The following is a 16,454-nucleotide window of genomic DNA, read 5'->3' as shown; positions in this document are numbered from 1 at the left end:
CGAGTTCTACCTCAGTCCTTGGCGGAGACGTTCAGCTCGGCGAAGAAGTCGTTGCCCTTGTCATCCACGACGATGAAGGCCGGGAAGTCCACCACCTCGATCTTCCACACCGCCTCCATGCCGAGCTCGGGGTACTCGAGCACCTCCACCTTCTTGATGCAGTCCTGGGCCAGCCGGGCCGCCGGGCCGCCAATGCTGCCCAGGTAGAAGCCGCCGTGCTTCTTGCACGCCTCGGTGACGGCCTTGGAGCGGTTGCCCTTGGCCAGCATCACCAGGCTGCCGCCGTGCGACTGGAACAGGTCCACGTAGCTGTCCATGCGCCCGGCCGTGGTGGGGCCGAAGCTGCCCGACGCCATGCCCTGCGGCGTCTTCGCCGGGCCCGCGTAGTACACCGCGAAGTCCTTCATGTACTGCGGCAGGCCCTCGCCCCGATCCAGCCGGTCCTTGAGCTTCGCGTGGGCAATGTCGCGCGCGACGATCACCGGCCCGGACAGCGACAGGCGCGTCTTCGTCGGGTAGCGGCTGAGCTCGGCCCGGATGTCCGACATGGGCCGGTTCAGATCGATCTTCACCACCTCGCCGCCCAGCTGCGAGTCCGTGGTCTCCGGCAGGTACTTGGCCGGATCCGTCTCGAGCTGCTCCAGGTAGATGCCGCTCTTCGTGATCTTGCCCACCGCTTGCCGGTCCGCGGAGCAGGACACGGCGATGGCCACCGGGCAGCTCGCGCCATGGCGGGGCAGGCGGATGACGCGCACGTCGTGGCAGAAGTACTTGCCGCCGAACTGCGCGCCGATGCCCATGCGGCGCGTGAGCTGGTGCACCTTCTCCTCCAGCTCCACGTCGCGGAAGCCACGGCCCAGGTTGTTGCCGCTGGTGGGCAGGGTGTCCAGGTATCGCGCCGAGGCGTACTTGGCCGTCTTGAGCGCGAACTCGGCCGAGGTTCCGCCCACGACGATGGCCAGGTGGTACGGCGGGCACGCGGCGGTACCCAGCGAGCGGATCTTCTGATCCAGGAGCTTCATCAGGCTGTCCGGGTTGAGCAGCGCCTTGGTCTCCTGGAACAGGTAGCTCTTGTTCGCCGAGCCGCCTCCCTTGGCCATGAAGAGGAACTTGTAGGTGTCGCCCTCGGTTGCATAGAGCTCGATCTGGGCGGGGAGGTTGGTGCCGGTATTGGCCTCCTTGTACATGTCGAGCGGAGCCAGCTGCGAGTAGCGCAGGTTCGTCGAGGTGTACGTCTCGAAGACGCCGCGGGAGATGGCCTCCTCGTCATTGCCGCCGGTGAGGACGTACTGGCCCTTCTTGCCCATCACGATCGCCGTGCCGGTGTCCTGGCAGGAGGGCAGCACGCGGCCCGCGGCGATGTTGGCGTTCTTCAGCAGCTCCAGGGCGACGAACCGGTCGTTGGAAGGACGTGGCGCTGGCGCGAGCGCTCTACGAAGTGGCGCGCGCCAAGGGCGTGGGCCAGATGTTCGATCTCGTGGGCAGCGGGTAGCCTACGTTTCGAGCGCCAGCCCGAACTCGGCTCAGCAGGTAGGGCGCCCCGCTCATACTCCCAGGGGCTCAAGTCGCCCAGGCGCGAGCGCGTCCTCAGCGGGGCAGCGGCTCCGCGAGCGACCCTGATAACGCGCGTTACCAGGCCACGAGCCACTCCCAGGGCATGTGAGTTATCAGTGATAACGGTTGTTGCCGGATTCCTGTATTCCCTGGAGAACCGTAACCCCGTGAAATCACGGTAGATCGATGAAAGAAGGCCAACCCCTCTTGGGTGGCTCGCCCCGTGCACCAGGGCTGCGAGCCGTTCCACGCAATGAGGGGCTCAACATGATGAAGGCAGTATCGCGCGCATTCGCGCTTGTGGCAGTCACCGTCGCAACCGTCGCGTCCGCGCAGGATTACCAGGACCCGAATCCCTATGTCGTCGACAGCGTGAAGTACCCGTACACCATCTACCCGTCCAACACGCAGCTCGACAACAGGATCCCCTGGGAGACGCAGGTCCTCCCATTCGACGCGAACGCGACCTACACGCCGCCCGAGCAGGACGCGGTCGTCAACAACGAGGCGCAGCTGCTCAACGCGCCCATTCTCCTCGACATCAACGATGGCCGGCGGAACGTGAACTACCTCCAGGCCACCATCCCCGAGGCCAGCACGCCGAACGTGCCGCCTCCGTCCGAGACGCCGCCGACGCAGACCGGGGCCGGGCTGAAGCTCATCGGGCAGATGGCGGTCACTCCCGTCAGTGTCTACTACCAGCGCACGGAGCGGTTCGGTAACTCCATCTTCGGTGCGGGCTACAACGTCAACACCTCCGTCACCGCGACGCCGGCGAACGGCACCGTGGCGAAGAAGGAAGAGGCGCTCGCCGAGGGCCGGCTCTTTGGCACCGCCTTCAACACGGAGAAAGAGCTGGTCCGCGGCCGCTCGTACGTCTGTGGGCAGCAGGGCGGCTGCAACAGCGGCACCGCCGCGCTGTACGCCCTGGGCTCGCAGATCTGGAGCGCCAACCTCGCTGGGACCTTCGCGCCCACCCCCATCAACTGGAGCCGCTCGTTCTTCTCCGTCTCCAAGTCGTTCATGGTCGGCCCCGTGCCGGTCACCGTGAAGTCGCAGCTGACCGGTGGCGTGAAGATGGGCTTGAACGGCCAGGTGAGCCCCGCGCTGGCCGCGATCACCTCCTACGCCGGCGGCTGGGCCAACGTGGTGGCCTCCGCTGCGGTGAACGTCGCCATCGCCAGCTTCGGCGTGTCCGGCTCCCTGTCCCTGATCAACGCCACCGCGCAGGCCGCGGCCAGCCTCGGCTGGACCCTCTGCTCGCCCAGTTGGTCCCTCAAGGCTGACCTCAACCTGAGCGCGCTCAAGGGCTCGCTGCAGGCCTTCGTGAAGGTCAACTTCCTCTTCTTCAAGAAGACCTGGAACGTCACCATCGCCAACTGGCCCGGCATCTCCAAGGTCCTCAACCTGGCCAACTCCAGCGGCACCATGTCGAGCCTGGGCTGCGGCTGATACCGCCACGCGACGGCCGTGCCCGAGAGGCATTGGCTGTCGCCAGGCGGGATGAACCGGGTGCTGTCTCCTCGGTCGAGCGATCGGCTGAGGATGCGGCACCCGCCCTCTAAACCAGAACTGAAACTGAAGCGGCAAGAGCCGCCAACTCGGAGCACCCCCATGCGGAAGTCGGGCAACGTGAGCAGCAAGCCAATCGCTGTCGTGGGACAGGCGTCGACCCCAGGAGGCCTCCTGGCGGGTCAGCGCGCACGCGTCCTCTTCGGGGTGACGCTCGCGCTCCTGGCTGTCAGTCTCCTGGGGCTGTGGGCGCTTGCGTCCCCGTCCTCTGCGGAGGCTCCCTCCCAGGAATCGCAGTCCTCTCAGGCTGCAGCCCCTTCGGCCGGAGGCCCGTCGGCGCCGGCCCCGGCCGTGTCCTCCAAGCCCTCCACGGGAACTCGCGCGTGGACCCCTGGGATGCTCTACCGGTACTCCCTGAGCGCTGATCAGAAGCTCACCTTTCGCCCGGCACAGCCTGGCGCGCAGGCGCTGCCCTCGATGAGGTTCAACCTCCGGGGCGAGTGGAACGTGGGTGTCGTCTCTGTCGACGCCGAGCGCGTCGATGCCCGGGTGAACATCAAGCTCTCCTCGCTGACGGTGGACGTTGGCGGCGCGGGCCCCCTGGCCCCCGACGTCCAGCGCAGCCTGTCCGCAGCCCTTCAGCTTCCCTTCTTCCTCACGTACGACAAGACCGGTCTGGCGACGTTCACGCACTTCGAGCAGGCGACGGATCCGCTCGTGCGAAACATCCTCCGGGGAGTCGTGGCGAGTTCGCAGTTCGTCGTGGCTGGTGTGCCGGGCGCCACCTGGAGCGCCGAGGAGTACGACACCACGGGCCGCTACCATGCCGTGTATCAGCGCCTGGCCTCCGGCCGCTTCGAGAAGCGCAAGGAGTCCTACTCCCACGTGGCGTCCCCGTTGGGGCTCGAGCCTCTGACTGGCCAGATCCACATCACCGTGAGCGCCTCGAGCACCTTCGAGCTGGAGCGCGATCTCTGGGCGCGCTCGCTCGAGGGGCGGGAGCGGGTGGAGATGGAGGCGGGCCAGGCCATGCCTCCCACCACGTATGAGTCGTCCCTGAGCCTGAGCCTGCTGGAGCGCCGCCCGGATCCGACGCTGATCGGCACTTTCATGGCGCGCCGGGCCTCTCTGAGCACCGCCTCCATGGCGGCCTTCCAGGGCATGGAGCAGGACCCGATGGAGCAGTACCGCCAGGTGCTGAAGGGCAAGGACTTCGACACCCTGGTCAAGGAGCTGCGCTCGCTCCCGGAAGATCCCCAGGCCAAGGATGATGCCCGCACCCAGGCCTTGGAGCAGCTCCGCGCCCTCTTCATGCTCCACCCCTCCGAGGCCCTCAAGGTCCCCGGCATCATTCGCGCGGGGATGGATCCGATCGCTGCCAGCCCCATGCTCGGCGCGCTCTCCGCGGCCAGCACCCGCGAGGCCATCCAGTCCCTGGCGGAGGTCTGCGGCGATCAGTCCATTCCCACGGACATCCGCATGGACGCGGTGGCCGCGCTGGGAGTGGCGAAGGACCCCACCCGCGAGGGCCTGGACGCCCTGCGTGGCGCGAGGAACGACGCGGACGGGATGCTCCGGGACACGGCGAAGCTGGCGCTCGGCAATGCCGCCTTCCAGCTCTCCGACACGGACGCGAAGGGTACGGAGGCCCTCGTCCACGAGCTCAACAGCGAGTACAGCACGGCCTCCAATGCGGAGCAGCAGGCGCTGGCGCTGCGGACCCTGGGCAACACCCGCTCGCCGGACGCGCTGAGCACGTTCGAGGATGCGCTCCGATCCGCGGATCCCCAGATTCGCCAGGCCGCCCTCGAGGCGCTGCGCGTCATCCCGGATCCCCGCGCCGACCAGCTCCTGTCCGAGTTCATGCTCAAGGATCCCGCCCCCGAGGTCCGGCGGGTCGCCGTCTTCGCCAGCGGCTTCCGGCCCTTGGCGCCCCTGCTCCCCGCTCTGGCGCAGGCGCTGCGCATGGATCCCACCAACGGAGTCCGGGTCGACGTGATCCACCTCCTCGGAGAGCAGCGCGCGGCCGTGCCGGAGGCGCTGCCCCTGCTGGCCTGGGCCAGCGAGCACGATCCGAACCCGGATCTCCGGAAGGCGGCCGCGAGCTTCGTCGCCATGCCCACGACTGGCGGCTCCCTTCCGCGCTCCTCTCCGTAGCGGAGCGCCTGTCACTGATTCCCGTGCCGCATGGTGCGGCACGAACAAGCGAGGGTTTGAATGTTCAATAGAATCTGGGGTGCCATCGCCTTGGCGGTGGGGGCGCTGTTGCCGATGCAGGTGCTCGCGCAGCCCATCCTCACGGCTCGATGCACTGTCGACAGCCTGAGTACGAATGCGGCGGCGGCGGCTCGAGTCGAGTGGGCTCGCAAGTGCGGGACGCTCCAGAACGTCGGGGATCCGGCAGCCTTCTTCAACACGGGCCAGGCTGCCGCGGGGGGCGGGACGCTGAAGGACTATCTGGAGGCCGATCCGGAGAAGAACCCGGAGGGTGAGGGCGCGTTCACGGGCCCGGACTACCTCTTCAAGATGAACACCTCCGCCATGATGGCCCTGTACCTGTCGGGCCCCACCTACCAGACGACGGATCTCAACGGTTACTTCCAGTGGTCGCGGGACTCGTGGCGGAGGAAGGGGCGTCAGCTCTACCCCACCTTCAGCACCTCGTCGGACATCACCTCCGAGGACAACATCCAGCTCTTCCCTCACAAAAATCTCGAGGACTGCATGTTCTATCTCGATAAGGAGAGCACCCAGCCGGTCTTCACTCCCTCCCATGTGAACGGCTACTGCGAGGCGGCTTGCTACACCCCCGAGCAGAAGATCCTCTTCTCCAGCGGAGAGGTGCCCATCCTCGACGCGATGAACTCACTGCGCGATGACCTGATCACGCTGACCCCGGACTCCACGCTCGACAACCTGCGGCTGCACCAGAACAGCACCTATAGCTACACGCGAGAGCTCCGCGATGCGGAGCAGAAGCTCTGCATCATCACCACCCAGTCTGGCGGCCGGCTCAGCATCACCCTCGAGCATCCTGTCATCAACGGCGAGGGCCGCATCGTGCAGGCGCAGACCCTCAAGGTGGGCGACGAGCTGGTGAAGGCGGATGGCACCCTGGATCCCATCGTGGACATTCAGAGGACCACCTACTTCGGGAAGGTCTACAACATCGCGCCAGTGTCGACGGATCTGGTGTCCAACATCCTCGTGGCTCAGGGCTATCTGGTGGGCTCCGTGCGGTTCCAGAACGACGAGGTGCGCTACATCAACCGCATCATCCTCTATGGCGTGCCCACCGACGTCATCCCTTAGCCAGACGTAGGCCGAGATCCCATGAAGATCAGCCGGTATCTGTTTGTCATTGCGGGGCTCGTGGCGCTGGCGTTCATCGTCGCGGCGCTGGACAGCCCAGAGGACTCCGCCTTCATCAGGGCTGCCCCGGTGAGGGGGGAGAACACTCCTCCGGCACCGGCTCGTGTCGCGGTGCCGGAGCGGCCCGCCGTGCCTCCTCCCCCCGCCCTGCTCGCGGCGCCCGAGGAGGTTCCAGGAGAGGAAGGGGAGCACGGCGAGTTCACCACGGCGACCGACGTGATGAAGGCGAAGCTCTTCAAGACGGAGCCGGAGCTGGCGCGGTTCGATTACTTCCGCGAGCACATCCTCCTCGATTCCAATGGACGGAAGGACTACGAGGCGCTGCTCGCCGACACGCGGATGTATGAGCAGCTGCGCCGGACGCTGGGCTCCTCGACAGAAGCCGAGGAGTCCCTGGAGTCCAGCATCAAGCGCCTGATGCGGATCGACTACCTGCGCGAGGCATTGGCCTGGAGACAGAACCCCGCTCGCGAGCAGTGGGTGTCCACCGTCGAAGGCATCATCCTGGCGGACTCCTTCAGCCCGGAGCTGTCATTGAGCGCCAGGCGCTCGATGGCCGCGACCCGAATGGAGCTCTACGAGATCTTCGCGGATCAAGAGCCCGAGAGAGCTCGTGCCCTGGTCGAAGCCGCGAAGGGGACCTCGCTCGAGAAGCTGTTGCAGTACATCGCTGCGCACAACCAGCGCCGGCTCGTGAAGGAGCAGGAGCTGAGCCTTCAAGCACAGGTGCGCCGTGCCGCAGCTCCCTGACCCAATGATTGAAAAGAGAGAACAGATGCCAAGCATGAAGAGCTGGAGCAGGTTGATCACCGCGTGTCTCGTCCTGACCTCGATGGGGGCGCTCGCTGCGCCACCTCGGGTGCCGGAGCAGGGCAAGCTGGTGAGGTCCCCGGAGCCCGTGAAGGGCGAGTACCTCGTCGTCCTCAAGGAGAAGCCCGCACGGGGTCTGATGAGCATGGCGCTGAGGGCAGATGCGCTGGCCAAGCCGTACGGCGCACGTGTCCTCACCACCCACGAGACCGCCTTTCGCGGCTTCCTCATCTCCGCCAACGAGGAGCAGGCTCGGGCGCTGGCCGAGGATCCCCAGGTGGAGTACGTCCAGGAGAACGGCATCGTCAGGGTGTCGGGCGTCCAGTCTCCAGCGCCTTGGAACCTGGATCGGATCGACCAGGAGCGGCTGCCGCTGAGCAACAGCTACCAGGCCGAAGACGCGACGGGCGTCAACGTCTACATCATCGACACGGGCATCCGGGCATCGCACTCGGAGTTCGAAGGGCGCGCCCAGGTCGCGTTCAACAACACCACGGAGTTCGGGGATGACTTCTCCGGGCATGGTACCGCCGTGGCGGGGATCATTGGAGGCAAGACGTACGGTGTCGCCAAGAAGGTCCGTTTGAACTCGGTCAAGGCGTTCAACCAGTTGGGCGAGGCGACGGTTGATGGGCTGGTGCAAGCGATGGAGTGGGTGGCGAACAACGCCGTCACGCCGGCCATCGTCAACCTGAGCTTCACCACCACGAGCCCGTTCGCACCGCTCGATGCGGCCGCGGATGTCATGGCGAGCAATCCCGGGCTCGTCCTGGTGGTCGCAGCGGGGAATGCCGGCCTGAACGCCTGCACCTGCTCGCCGGCCCGTCTCCAGCCGGACGCCACCCACCCGTTCCGGGAGCGCATCTTGACCGTGGGCGCGATCGACGAGGCGCAGACGCGCTGGTCGAGCGGCTTCAATGGATCCAACTTTGGAGAATGTCTGGACCTCTGGGCTCCCGGTGCGAACATCAAATCCGCGGCGATGTTCAGTGACGAGGCCTGGACGAACGTCGAGGGGACCTCGTTCGCCACACCTCACGTGAGCGGCTTGGCGGCCATCCTTCTGTCCCAGGGCGTCTTGCCCGCCGGCATCCCTGCTCGCTTGATCGCCGATGCGAGCGTGGATCAGGTGCAGCTGGATGTCTTTGACACGACCTCGCCCAACCGGTTGCTGTACAAGCGCCCCCAGGCCACGCCCATTGCCAACGGGGTGGCAACAAGTGTGTCCGACATCACCGGCGGCCAGAAGAACTTCAAGCTGGAGGTCCCGGCCGGGCGGCCCTCGGTGGTCTTCACCCTCTCCGGAGGCACGGGAGACGCGGACCTCTACGTCCGCTATGGCCAGCTGCCAGAGACGTACGCCTACCAGTGTCGGCCCCTGCGCAAGGGCAACAACGAGACGTGCACCCTGCCCAACCCGCTTCCGGGTACCTGGTTCGTCCAACTCCGCGCCTTCACCAGCTACACCACCACGCTGAAGGGCCAGTACTGAGGCCGCGCTCGGGTGCGGCGGGCCCGCCTGATAACAGCTGTGATCAGGGCCTGCCCTGGGCCTGGCTACTGCTGTGACCAGGGGCCTCCGCCAGAGGCCCTCTCTGGCGAAACCCGTAAATAGGAAACCCAAGGAAATCGCTGGAAAAGCAGGGAGCCATGGTTGGCCGCCACGGCTGGCGTGGCGAGTGCAGAGGGGAGAGACCATGCTCAAGAGAGACCTGAAGCGTTCGGATGTGTTGGCGGTATTGGCCTCGGTGCTGCTGGCGGCTTGTGGTGCTCCTCCCGAAGAGGGAGGGATCGGCCCGGAGGAGACGCTGGGGACCCAGGAGTCGGCGCTGTGCTCGTCGGGGGCGGCCATCGACGACCTCTCGCTGGAAGGCGTGAGCTCCTTCGAGGGCGAGCTGGCCGGCGCGGGAACCTGGACGGCCATCAATGGGGCCAATGCCGCGAAGCTCGAGTACTACGTCGACGGCACGCTGCATGCGGTCGACGAGCGCGTGGGAGAGACGGGGGAGTGGTTCTTCAGCGAGGCCGGGGTGGGCTGCGGGGTGCACGGCTTCGAGGTGAAGGCCTACCCGATGATCATCGACAGCAATGGCAATCGCAGCTACTGCAACAACCTGCCCAAGACGGTGTTCCGGAACGTCGTCCAGTTCTGTCCCAGCCTGAGCCTCGGCGGCAACCACACGCTGGAGGTGAAGTCGGACGGCTCTGTGTGGGGGTGGGGCTACAACACCTATGGCCAGCTCGGCAACGGCGAGAGGACCCAGCGCAATTCTCCCACGAGGGTGAGGGGGGTGAGCCACGTCGTCTCCGTGTCGGCCGGGGACACGCACTCGGCGGCGGTGACGGAGGATGGGAGCGTGTGGACCTGGGGGTACAACTCCAGCGGCCAGCTCGGAGATGGCACCACCACGCTCCATGCGGTGCCCAGGCAGGTGCCCGGCCTGACCGACGTCGTCGCGGTGGCGACCTTCTACGCTCGGACGGTGGCGCTGAAGGCGGACGGGACCGTGTGGGCCTGGGGTTACAACGGCTACGGCCAGCTCGGGGATGGGACCACCACGAGCCGCCTGACGCCCGTGCAGGTGTCCGGTCTCAGCGGCGTCTTCGGCATCGCCGCGGGTTACCTCCACACGGTGGCCGTGAAGAAGGACGGAAGCGCTTGGGCCTGGGGATCCAACGCCAACGGGCAGCTGGGGGACGGGACCACCCTCACCCGGTTGACGCCCGTACAGGTGGCGGGCATCAGCGGCGTCCGCTCCCTCTCCGGAGGCTACTACCACACGGTCAGCGTGAAGAGCGACGGCACCGCGTGGAGCTGGGGCTCCAACTCCTACGGCCAGCTGGGAAATGGGACCACCGTCGACAGCGTCTTCCCGGTGCAGGTGTCGGGCCTCACCCAAGCCGTCGAGATCGCCGCCGGCGCCTTCCACTCCGTGGCCAAGCGGCAGGATGGCACCTTGTATGCCTGGGGTTCCAACTACAACGGACAGCTGGGAATCGGGAGCACCACCACTTCCGCCACGCCGGTGCAGGTCCCGGGGATGACCGGCGTCAAGATGTTCGGCGCGGGTGCCACTCACACAGTGGCCCAGAAGCGCCAGCTGGTCGTGACGAACCCTCACACCCTGTTTGGCTGGGGCTACAACTACTACGGCCAGCTGGGAGATGGGACCGTCTCCCAGCGCCTCTCGCCCGTGGCCGTCGTGGTCAGCGGGATCGTCTCGACGGCTGGCGGCACTGCCCACTCGGTGGCCGTGGGGAAGGGCGGGGCGCTGTGGACCTGGGGCTACAACTCCTACGGCCAGCTGGGCGACGGGACGACCACCAACAGGCTCACGCCTGCACTGCTGACGGGGATGAGCGGCGTCGTCGACGCGGAGGTGGGCACCCACCACACGGTCGTGCTGAAGGATGACGGCACCGTGTGGACCTGGGGCTACAACGGCTACGGCCAGCTGGGCAACGGGACGACCACCAACAGCCCCACGCCGCAGCTCGTGCCCGGGTTGGAGGGCGTCATCGCGGTCTCCCCCGGAGGCTACCACACGGTGGCGCTCAAGGCAGACGGCACCGTGTGGACCTGGGGCTACAACGGCTACGGCCAGCTCGGAAACGGAACGAACATCTCTCGCTCCTCGCCGACGCAGGTCCCTGGCCTCAACGGTGTGATCTCCATCGCTGCGGGCATCTACCACACGGTGGCACTGAAGGCGGACGGCACTGTGTGGACCTGGGGCTACAACTCCTACGGCCAGCTGGGCAACGGAGCGACCACCGACTGCCTGTCGCCGGTGCAGGTCCCCGGACTCCCCAGCATCGCCGCTGTCTCTGCGGGCATGTACCACACGATGGCGCTGGCCACGAGCGGCACGGTGAGGGCCTGGGGTTACAACTACTACGGCCAGCTCGGAGACGGGACGACCACCAACCGCTCGTCGCCGGTGCAGGTCCTGAGCCTCGGCGATGTCATCGCAATCGTCGCGAGGAGCTACTCCACGTTGGCCTTGAGGAGGGATGGGACCGTGTCGGGCTGGGGCTACAACACCTATGGCCAGCTCTGTGATGGGACGACCACCAACCGCACGGCGCCGGCGGCGACCCTCTTGAGCTCTATCGTGGACCTCTCTTCTGGTGGCCACCATCACACGATGGCGCTGGACAAGGGCGCCATCGTCCGGTCCTGCGGCTACAACAGCTACGGCCAGCTCGGAGAGGGGACGACCACCAACCGGTCGAGCCCCACGCAGGTCACGGCTCTGCCGGGCGACGGGAGCATCTTCGTTCCTCCCGGTGGTGGAGTCGGTCTTATCGGAGGGTGATGCTCCGACAGTGGGGGGGCCTCGCTCGCTGCTCCAGCCGAGCGAGCGAGGCAGGTGAATTCAGTGGTTCTGAGTCTTTCTTGTTGGAGTGGAGGCTGTTCTCTTGTGTTGACCTGGGGTGGTAGTTTTCGTTGCCACCAGTGTTTCCAGACCAGGATGACACGAGCCATCCATCGATGTTCAGCACGACTCCCGATCCTGAGATTCATCTCCCCACGCTCAGAAGAAAGATCGTCTTCTTGTCGGGGGCCCACGCAGGCCGCAGCATCTCGCTCCAGGTCAAGAGCTACCGGCTGGGATCGGATCCGGCGTGTGACATTGTCCTGAATGACCGGACTGTGTCACGGCAGCACCTGGCCTTGGATGTCCGCGAGGATCGGGTGCTGGCTCGGGACCTGGGCTCTCGCAATGGCTCGTTCTGCGAGCGCATGCGCTTCACCGAGCTGGAGGTGCGTCTGGGCGCGATCGTCAGGCTCGGCGCCACCGAGCTGAAGATCGTCCCAGAGGACGCGCGCGATCACGTCATCCCGCTCTCCTCGGACACCCGGTTCGGAGGGTTGGTGGGGGGCAGCCGGAAGATGCGCGAGGTCTTCACCCTGCTGGAGCGGCTGGCTGCGGGGGATGCGGACGTCCTCATCCAAGGCGAGACGGGGACAGGCAAGGAGCTGTGCGCGGAGGGCATCCACACGGTGAGCTCTCGCGGCAAGGGTTCGTTCAGCATCGTGGATCTGGCGGGCATTGCTCCCTCGCTGGTGGAGTCCGAGCTATTCGGCCATGTGAGGGGGGCCTTCACCGGGGCCCAAGCGGAGCGCGCTGGGGCCTTCGAGCGGGCGGATGGAGGCACTGTCTTCCTGGATGAGGTGGGAGATCTCCCGCTCGAGCTTCAGCCCCGCTTGCTGCGAGTGCTCGAGCGGCGTCAGGTGAAGCGGGTGGGCGCCAACGACTACCGTACGGTGAATGTGCGGGTGGTGGCGGCCACGCACCGAGACCTGGAGGCCGCCGTCAAGGAGGGCCGCTTCCGGGAGGATCTGTTCCACCGGCTCGCGGTGCTGCGAGTGACGCTGCCGCCCCTGCGCGAGCGGCCCGAGGACATCCCGCTGCTGGTGGACGCGATGCTGGAGCGGATGAACCGGCCGCCCAGCGCGCTGTCGGAGCAGACGCGGGCGCTGCTGGAGCAGTACCCGTGGCCCGGCAACGTGCGCGAGCTGCGCAACGTCGTCCAGCGCGTGGTGAACCTGGGCGAGCAGGCGTTGCCGGAGATGTCGCCCATGGCCACGCCCCTCGCGGCCCCCGCCGGGCCCGATCTGGAGCTGCCCTTCAAGGAAGCCAAAGAGCGGATCGTCGAGGGCTTTGAGCGCGACTACCTGAAGAACCTCCTGGAGCGATGTAAGGGCAACATCTCACGGGCTGCGCGCGAGTCGGGCATCGCCCGGATCTATGTGCGTAAGCTGCTCAAGAAGCACGGCCTGCACGGGCACGAGAAGCCAGAGTAGGCGAGGGTGAGCCTGCGGCTGCGGCTTGCGGTCGGAGAGAGGGCCATGAGCGAAGGCGAGCAGCCAGAGAAGGAACGCGGTGGCTCTCTCAGCGATGAGGTGGTGGCCGCGGGTGGCGATCCGGACTCCACCCCAGGGGATCGGGAGGAGGGGGTGGGCACGTGGCCGTACGAGGCGCCGGAGGAGGAGGTCGTGCCGCCCACCCTGCCGCAACCTGGGCAGACGATGCTGGGCCGGTACACGGTGCTGAAGCAGCTGGGCCAGGGCTCCATGGGAGTGGTGCTCTCGGCGTACGACGCACGGCTGGACCGGCGCGTGGCGCTCAAGCTGCTGCGAGCCTGGAGCGGAGCCAACGCGCGGGTGGACGAGGAGCAAGGCCGCTTCCTGCGTGAGGCTCAGGCGATGGCACGGCTGAGCCATTCGAACGTGGTGGGTGTGTACGACGCGGGGCGGCTGGAGGACGGGACGCTGTTCATCGCGATGGAGCACGTGGAGGGGCAGACGCTGCGCCAGTGGCAGCAGGGCCGAGGGTGGAAGGAGGTGCTGAGGCAGTACCTTGCGGCAGGACGAGGGCTGGCGGCGGCGCACGAGGCAGGGCTGATCCATCATGACTTCAAGCCCGACAACGTGCTGGTGGGAGCGGATGGGCGCGCACGAGTGACGGACTTCGGGCTGGCGAGGCTGGGCCCCGTGGCCCTCGAGAGTGAGGAGCCAGGGCTGTCGCCGTTGCCAGCGGCCACGGGAGTGATAGCGCCGCTGACGCGGGGTGGGGAGAGGTGGATGGGAACACCCGCCTACATGGCGGAGGAGCAGTTCCAAGGGAAGAGGGAAGACGCGCGCAGCGACCTGTATGCATTCTGCGTATCGCTGTACGAGGGGCTTTACGGAAGGGTGCCGTATGAGGCGGCGACGGTGTCTGAGCTGAGGGAGGCGCAGCGAGCGGGGAAGGCGCGAGTGCCGGAGGGAGCAGCGGTGCCAGCGTGGGTGGCGCGCACGGTGCTGCGAGGTTTGCAGAGCGAGCCGGAGCGCCGTCCGTCGTCGATGGGAGAGGTGTTGAAGGCGCTGTCGGCGGACCCCGAGGTGAAGAGTCGCGAGCGTGTGAGGAAGGGGGCTGTGACGAGCGTAACGGTGTTGTTGGGTGTGCTGGCGGTGTGGGGCTGGGCGGACCGGCAGCAGCCGTGCGACGGGTTGGGGCATCACCTTGCGGGTGTGTGGGACGAGGCAGTGAAGCAGAAGGTGAGGCAGGCGCTGGTGGCGACAGGTCTGCCGTACGCGCCGGAGACGGCGGAGCGAGTGGTGAAGGGGCTGGAGGCGTACGCTGGGAGGTGGGTGAAGCAGCGCACCGAGGTGTGCCTGGGAGTGAGTCGAGAGGGAGAGGCGAGAGCGGAGAGCTTGTGGGTGCGCGAGGAGATGTGCCTGGAGAGGCGGCGCAGCCAGCTCAGAGCGCTGACGGAGCTGCTGACGCAGGCGCCGGATGAGGAGTTGGTGGGCAAGGCGGTGCAGGCGGTGCAGGCGCTGCCGCCTTTGGAGTACTGCATGGATGCCAAGGCGCTGACGGCGGCGGTGCCCCCGCCCGAAGAGCCCACGGTGCGCGCGAGAGTCGACGCGTTGCAGGAGCAGGTGGACCGACTGGAGGTGCTGCTGGCGGCCGGCAAGTTCAAGCAGGGAGTGGCGCGAGCGGATGAGCTGGTGCCGCAGGTAGAGCCGGTGGGGTACGCGCCGTTGCTGGCGCGCACGTTGTTGCTGTCGGCCCAGCTGCGCAGCGAGGCGGGCGACTACAAGGGGGCGGAGGAGCGGCTCCATCAGACGATGACCGCGGCGGCGCGGGGCAAGGACATGGCGACGCTGGCCCGAGCTTGGAGCGCACGGGTCTCGGTGGTGGGCTATCACATGGGGCGCCTGCAAGAGGCGCTGTCGCTGCGGCCCACGGTGGAGCAGTTCGTGGATCTGGCGGATGATGACCGGATCCGCGCCTCTGCGCTCACCAATCTCGGCCTCGTGCTGATCGAGCTGGGCCGGTATGACGAAGCCCTACGAGAGTGCGAGGCCGCGCTGGCGCTCAGGGAGAAGGTGCTGGGCCCCGAGCACCCGGAGGTGGCCAGCTCCTTGAGCGATCTGGCCATCGTGTTCAGCAAGCAGGGCCAATACGAGAAGGCGCGCCAGATGGCTGAGCGCGTGCTGGCGATCCGGGAGAAGGTGCTGGGTCCCGAGCATCCGAGCGTGGCGGCCGCGCTCAACAGCCTGGGCGCGGAGCTCTGGGATCTGGGCCGCCATGAAGAGGCGCGCGCCGCCTTCGCCCGTGGGCTCGTGCTCCGAGAGAAGACGCTGGGCCCCGAGCACCCGGCCGTGGCCTCCTCGCTCAACAACCTGGGGCTCGTTCTCGGGGATCTGGGCCGGTACGAGGAAGCGCACGCGGCCGCCGCGCGGGCGCTGGCGATCCAGGAAAAGGCGCTCGGCTCCGAGCACCCGGACGTCGCCGTTGCGCTCAACAATCTGGGGCTCTCCCTCCTGAATCTGGGCCGATTTGAAGAGGCGCGAGCCCCCCTCGTGCGAGGGCTGGCGATCCGGGAGAAGCTGCTGGGGCCCGACCACCGGGCCGTGGCCTCCTCGCTCAACATCCTGGGGAACGCTCTCATGGAGCTGGGGCGATCCGAAGAGGCGCGAGCCGCCTTCGCGCGCGAGCTGGCGATCCGAGAGAAGGTGCTGGGCCCGGAGCACCCGAGCGTGGCCATCTCGCTCGCCAGCCTGGGCCTCGCTCTCGGGGAGCTGGGGCGCTACGAAGAGGCGCATCAGATGCACACCCGGGCGCTGATGCTCCGGGAGAAGATGCTCGGAGCCGAGCACCCACGCGTCGCCACGCTGCTCGCGAACCTCAGCAGCCTCCTGGACATGATGGGGAGGTATGAGGAAGCCAGGCAGCTGGGGGAACGCGCCCTGGCCGTGCGGCTGAAGGCCCTGGGGCCCGACAACCCGGATGTGGCTCTCTCGTTGAGCAGCGTGGGAGATGCGCTGAGAGATCTCGGCCGCGGCGCGGAGGCGCGAGAGAAGTACACGCGCGCCATCGAGCTGCAGGAGAAGGTGCTGCCGCCAGACCATCCAGAGCGGTTCGGCCCCTTGCTGGGGATGGGCAAGCTCCTGCTCGCGGAGGGGAGCCCGGTGGAGGCCCGGCCGTGGCTGGAGCGGGCGCTGGCGGTTGCGCCCGTGGCGAGGCGAGCGCGAGTCCAATTTCCGCTGGCCCGGGCGCTATGGGATGGAGGAGGGGAGAGGCCGCGCGCCGTGGAACTGGCCTCTCAAGCCCGAGAGTTCTGGAGCCGCCAGCGCCGCGCCTCCGATGCGAAGCAGGTCTCGCAATGGTTGGACGCGCATTCGCTCCCTCGCTAGCACTTGAGATCGG

8 protein-coding genes and 1 pseudogene are annotated in these 16,454 nt (G+C 67.2%); 8 read left to right on the top strand and 1 reads right to left on the bottom strand.

The features are described from left to right. Positions 1-11: 11 nt before the first annotated feature. Positions 12-1,406, bottom strand: a pseudogene (locus DB31_RS43760) (fumarate hydratase); the annotation flags it as partial. Between the two features lie 415 nt (positions 1,407-1,821). On the opposite strand from DB31_RS43760, the gene DB31_RS43755 reads away from it, so the two are divergent. The 8 genes from DB31_RS43755 to DB31_RS43720 all read left to right on the top strand — a co-directional run bounded on the left by DB31_RS43755 (position 1,822) and on the right by DB31_RS43720 (position 16,441). After that, positions 1,822-3,006 carry a hypothetical protein gene (locus tag DB31_RS43755; protein WP_044199859.1) on the top strand — a complete coding sequence of 395 codons (1,185 nt, stop codon included), beginning with the start codon at positions 1,822-1,824 and terminating at the stop codon, positions 3,004-3,006. Between the two features lie 162 nt (positions 3,007-3,168). Continuing rightward, on the top strand, positions 3,169-5,223 hold the full coding sequence (locus tag DB31_RS43750) for a HEAT repeat domain-containing protein (RefSeq protein WP_083969248.1): 2,055 nt from the start codon (positions 3,169-3,171) through the stop codon (positions 5,221-5,223). A gap of 60 nt (positions 5,224-5,283) precedes the next feature. Continuing rightward, on the top strand, positions 5,284-6,378 hold the full coding sequence (locus tag DB31_RS43745; protein WP_044199857.1) for a Hint domain-containing protein: 1,095 nt from the start codon (positions 5,284-5,286) through the stop codon (positions 6,376-6,378). A gap of 21 nt (positions 6,379-6,399) precedes the next feature. Next, positions 6,400-7,188 carry a hypothetical protein gene (locus DB31_RS43740; RefSeq protein ID WP_044199855.1) on the top strand — a complete coding sequence of 263 codons (789 nt, stop codon included), beginning with the start codon at positions 6,400-6,402 and terminating at the stop codon, positions 7,186-7,188. Between the two features lie 34 nt (positions 7,189-7,222). Further along, positions 7,223-8,740: a S8 family serine peptidase gene (locus DB31_RS43735; RefSeq protein WP_052420717.1), complete on the top strand. Its 1,518-nt coding sequence runs from the start codon at positions 7,223-7,225 to the stop codon at positions 8,738-8,740. A 205-nt stretch (positions 8,741-8,945) separates the two neighbouring features. Beyond that, positions 8,946-11,567 carry an RCC1 domain-containing protein gene (locus DB31_RS43730; protein ID WP_157232504.1) on the top strand — a complete coding sequence of 874 codons (2,622 nt, stop codon included), beginning with the start codon at positions 8,946-8,948 and terminating at the stop codon, positions 11,565-11,567. Positions 11,568-11,743: 176 nt separating this feature from the next. Next, the gene (locus DB31_RS43725) at positions 11,744-13,060 is read left to right on the top strand and encodes a sigma 54-interacting transcriptional regulator (protein ID WP_044199852.1); all 1,317 of its coding nucleotides are present in this window, start codon (positions 11,744-11,746) and stop codon (positions 13,058-13,060) included. Between the two features lie 45 nt (positions 13,061-13,105). Next, positions 13,106-16,441 carry a tetratricopeptide repeat protein gene (locus DB31_RS43720; RefSeq protein ID WP_052420716.1) on the top strand — a complete coding sequence of 1,112 codons (3,336 nt, stop codon included), beginning with the start codon at positions 13,106-13,108 and terminating at the stop codon, positions 16,439-16,441. Positions 16,442-16,454: the final 13 nt, after the last annotated feature.

This window comes from Hyalangium minutum (assembly GCF_000737315.1).
GTDB lineage: Bacteria > Myxococcota > Myxococcia > Myxococcales > Myxococcaceae > Hyalangium > Hyalangium minutum.
This window is presented reverse-complemented; position numbering and strand designations above follow the sequence as displayed.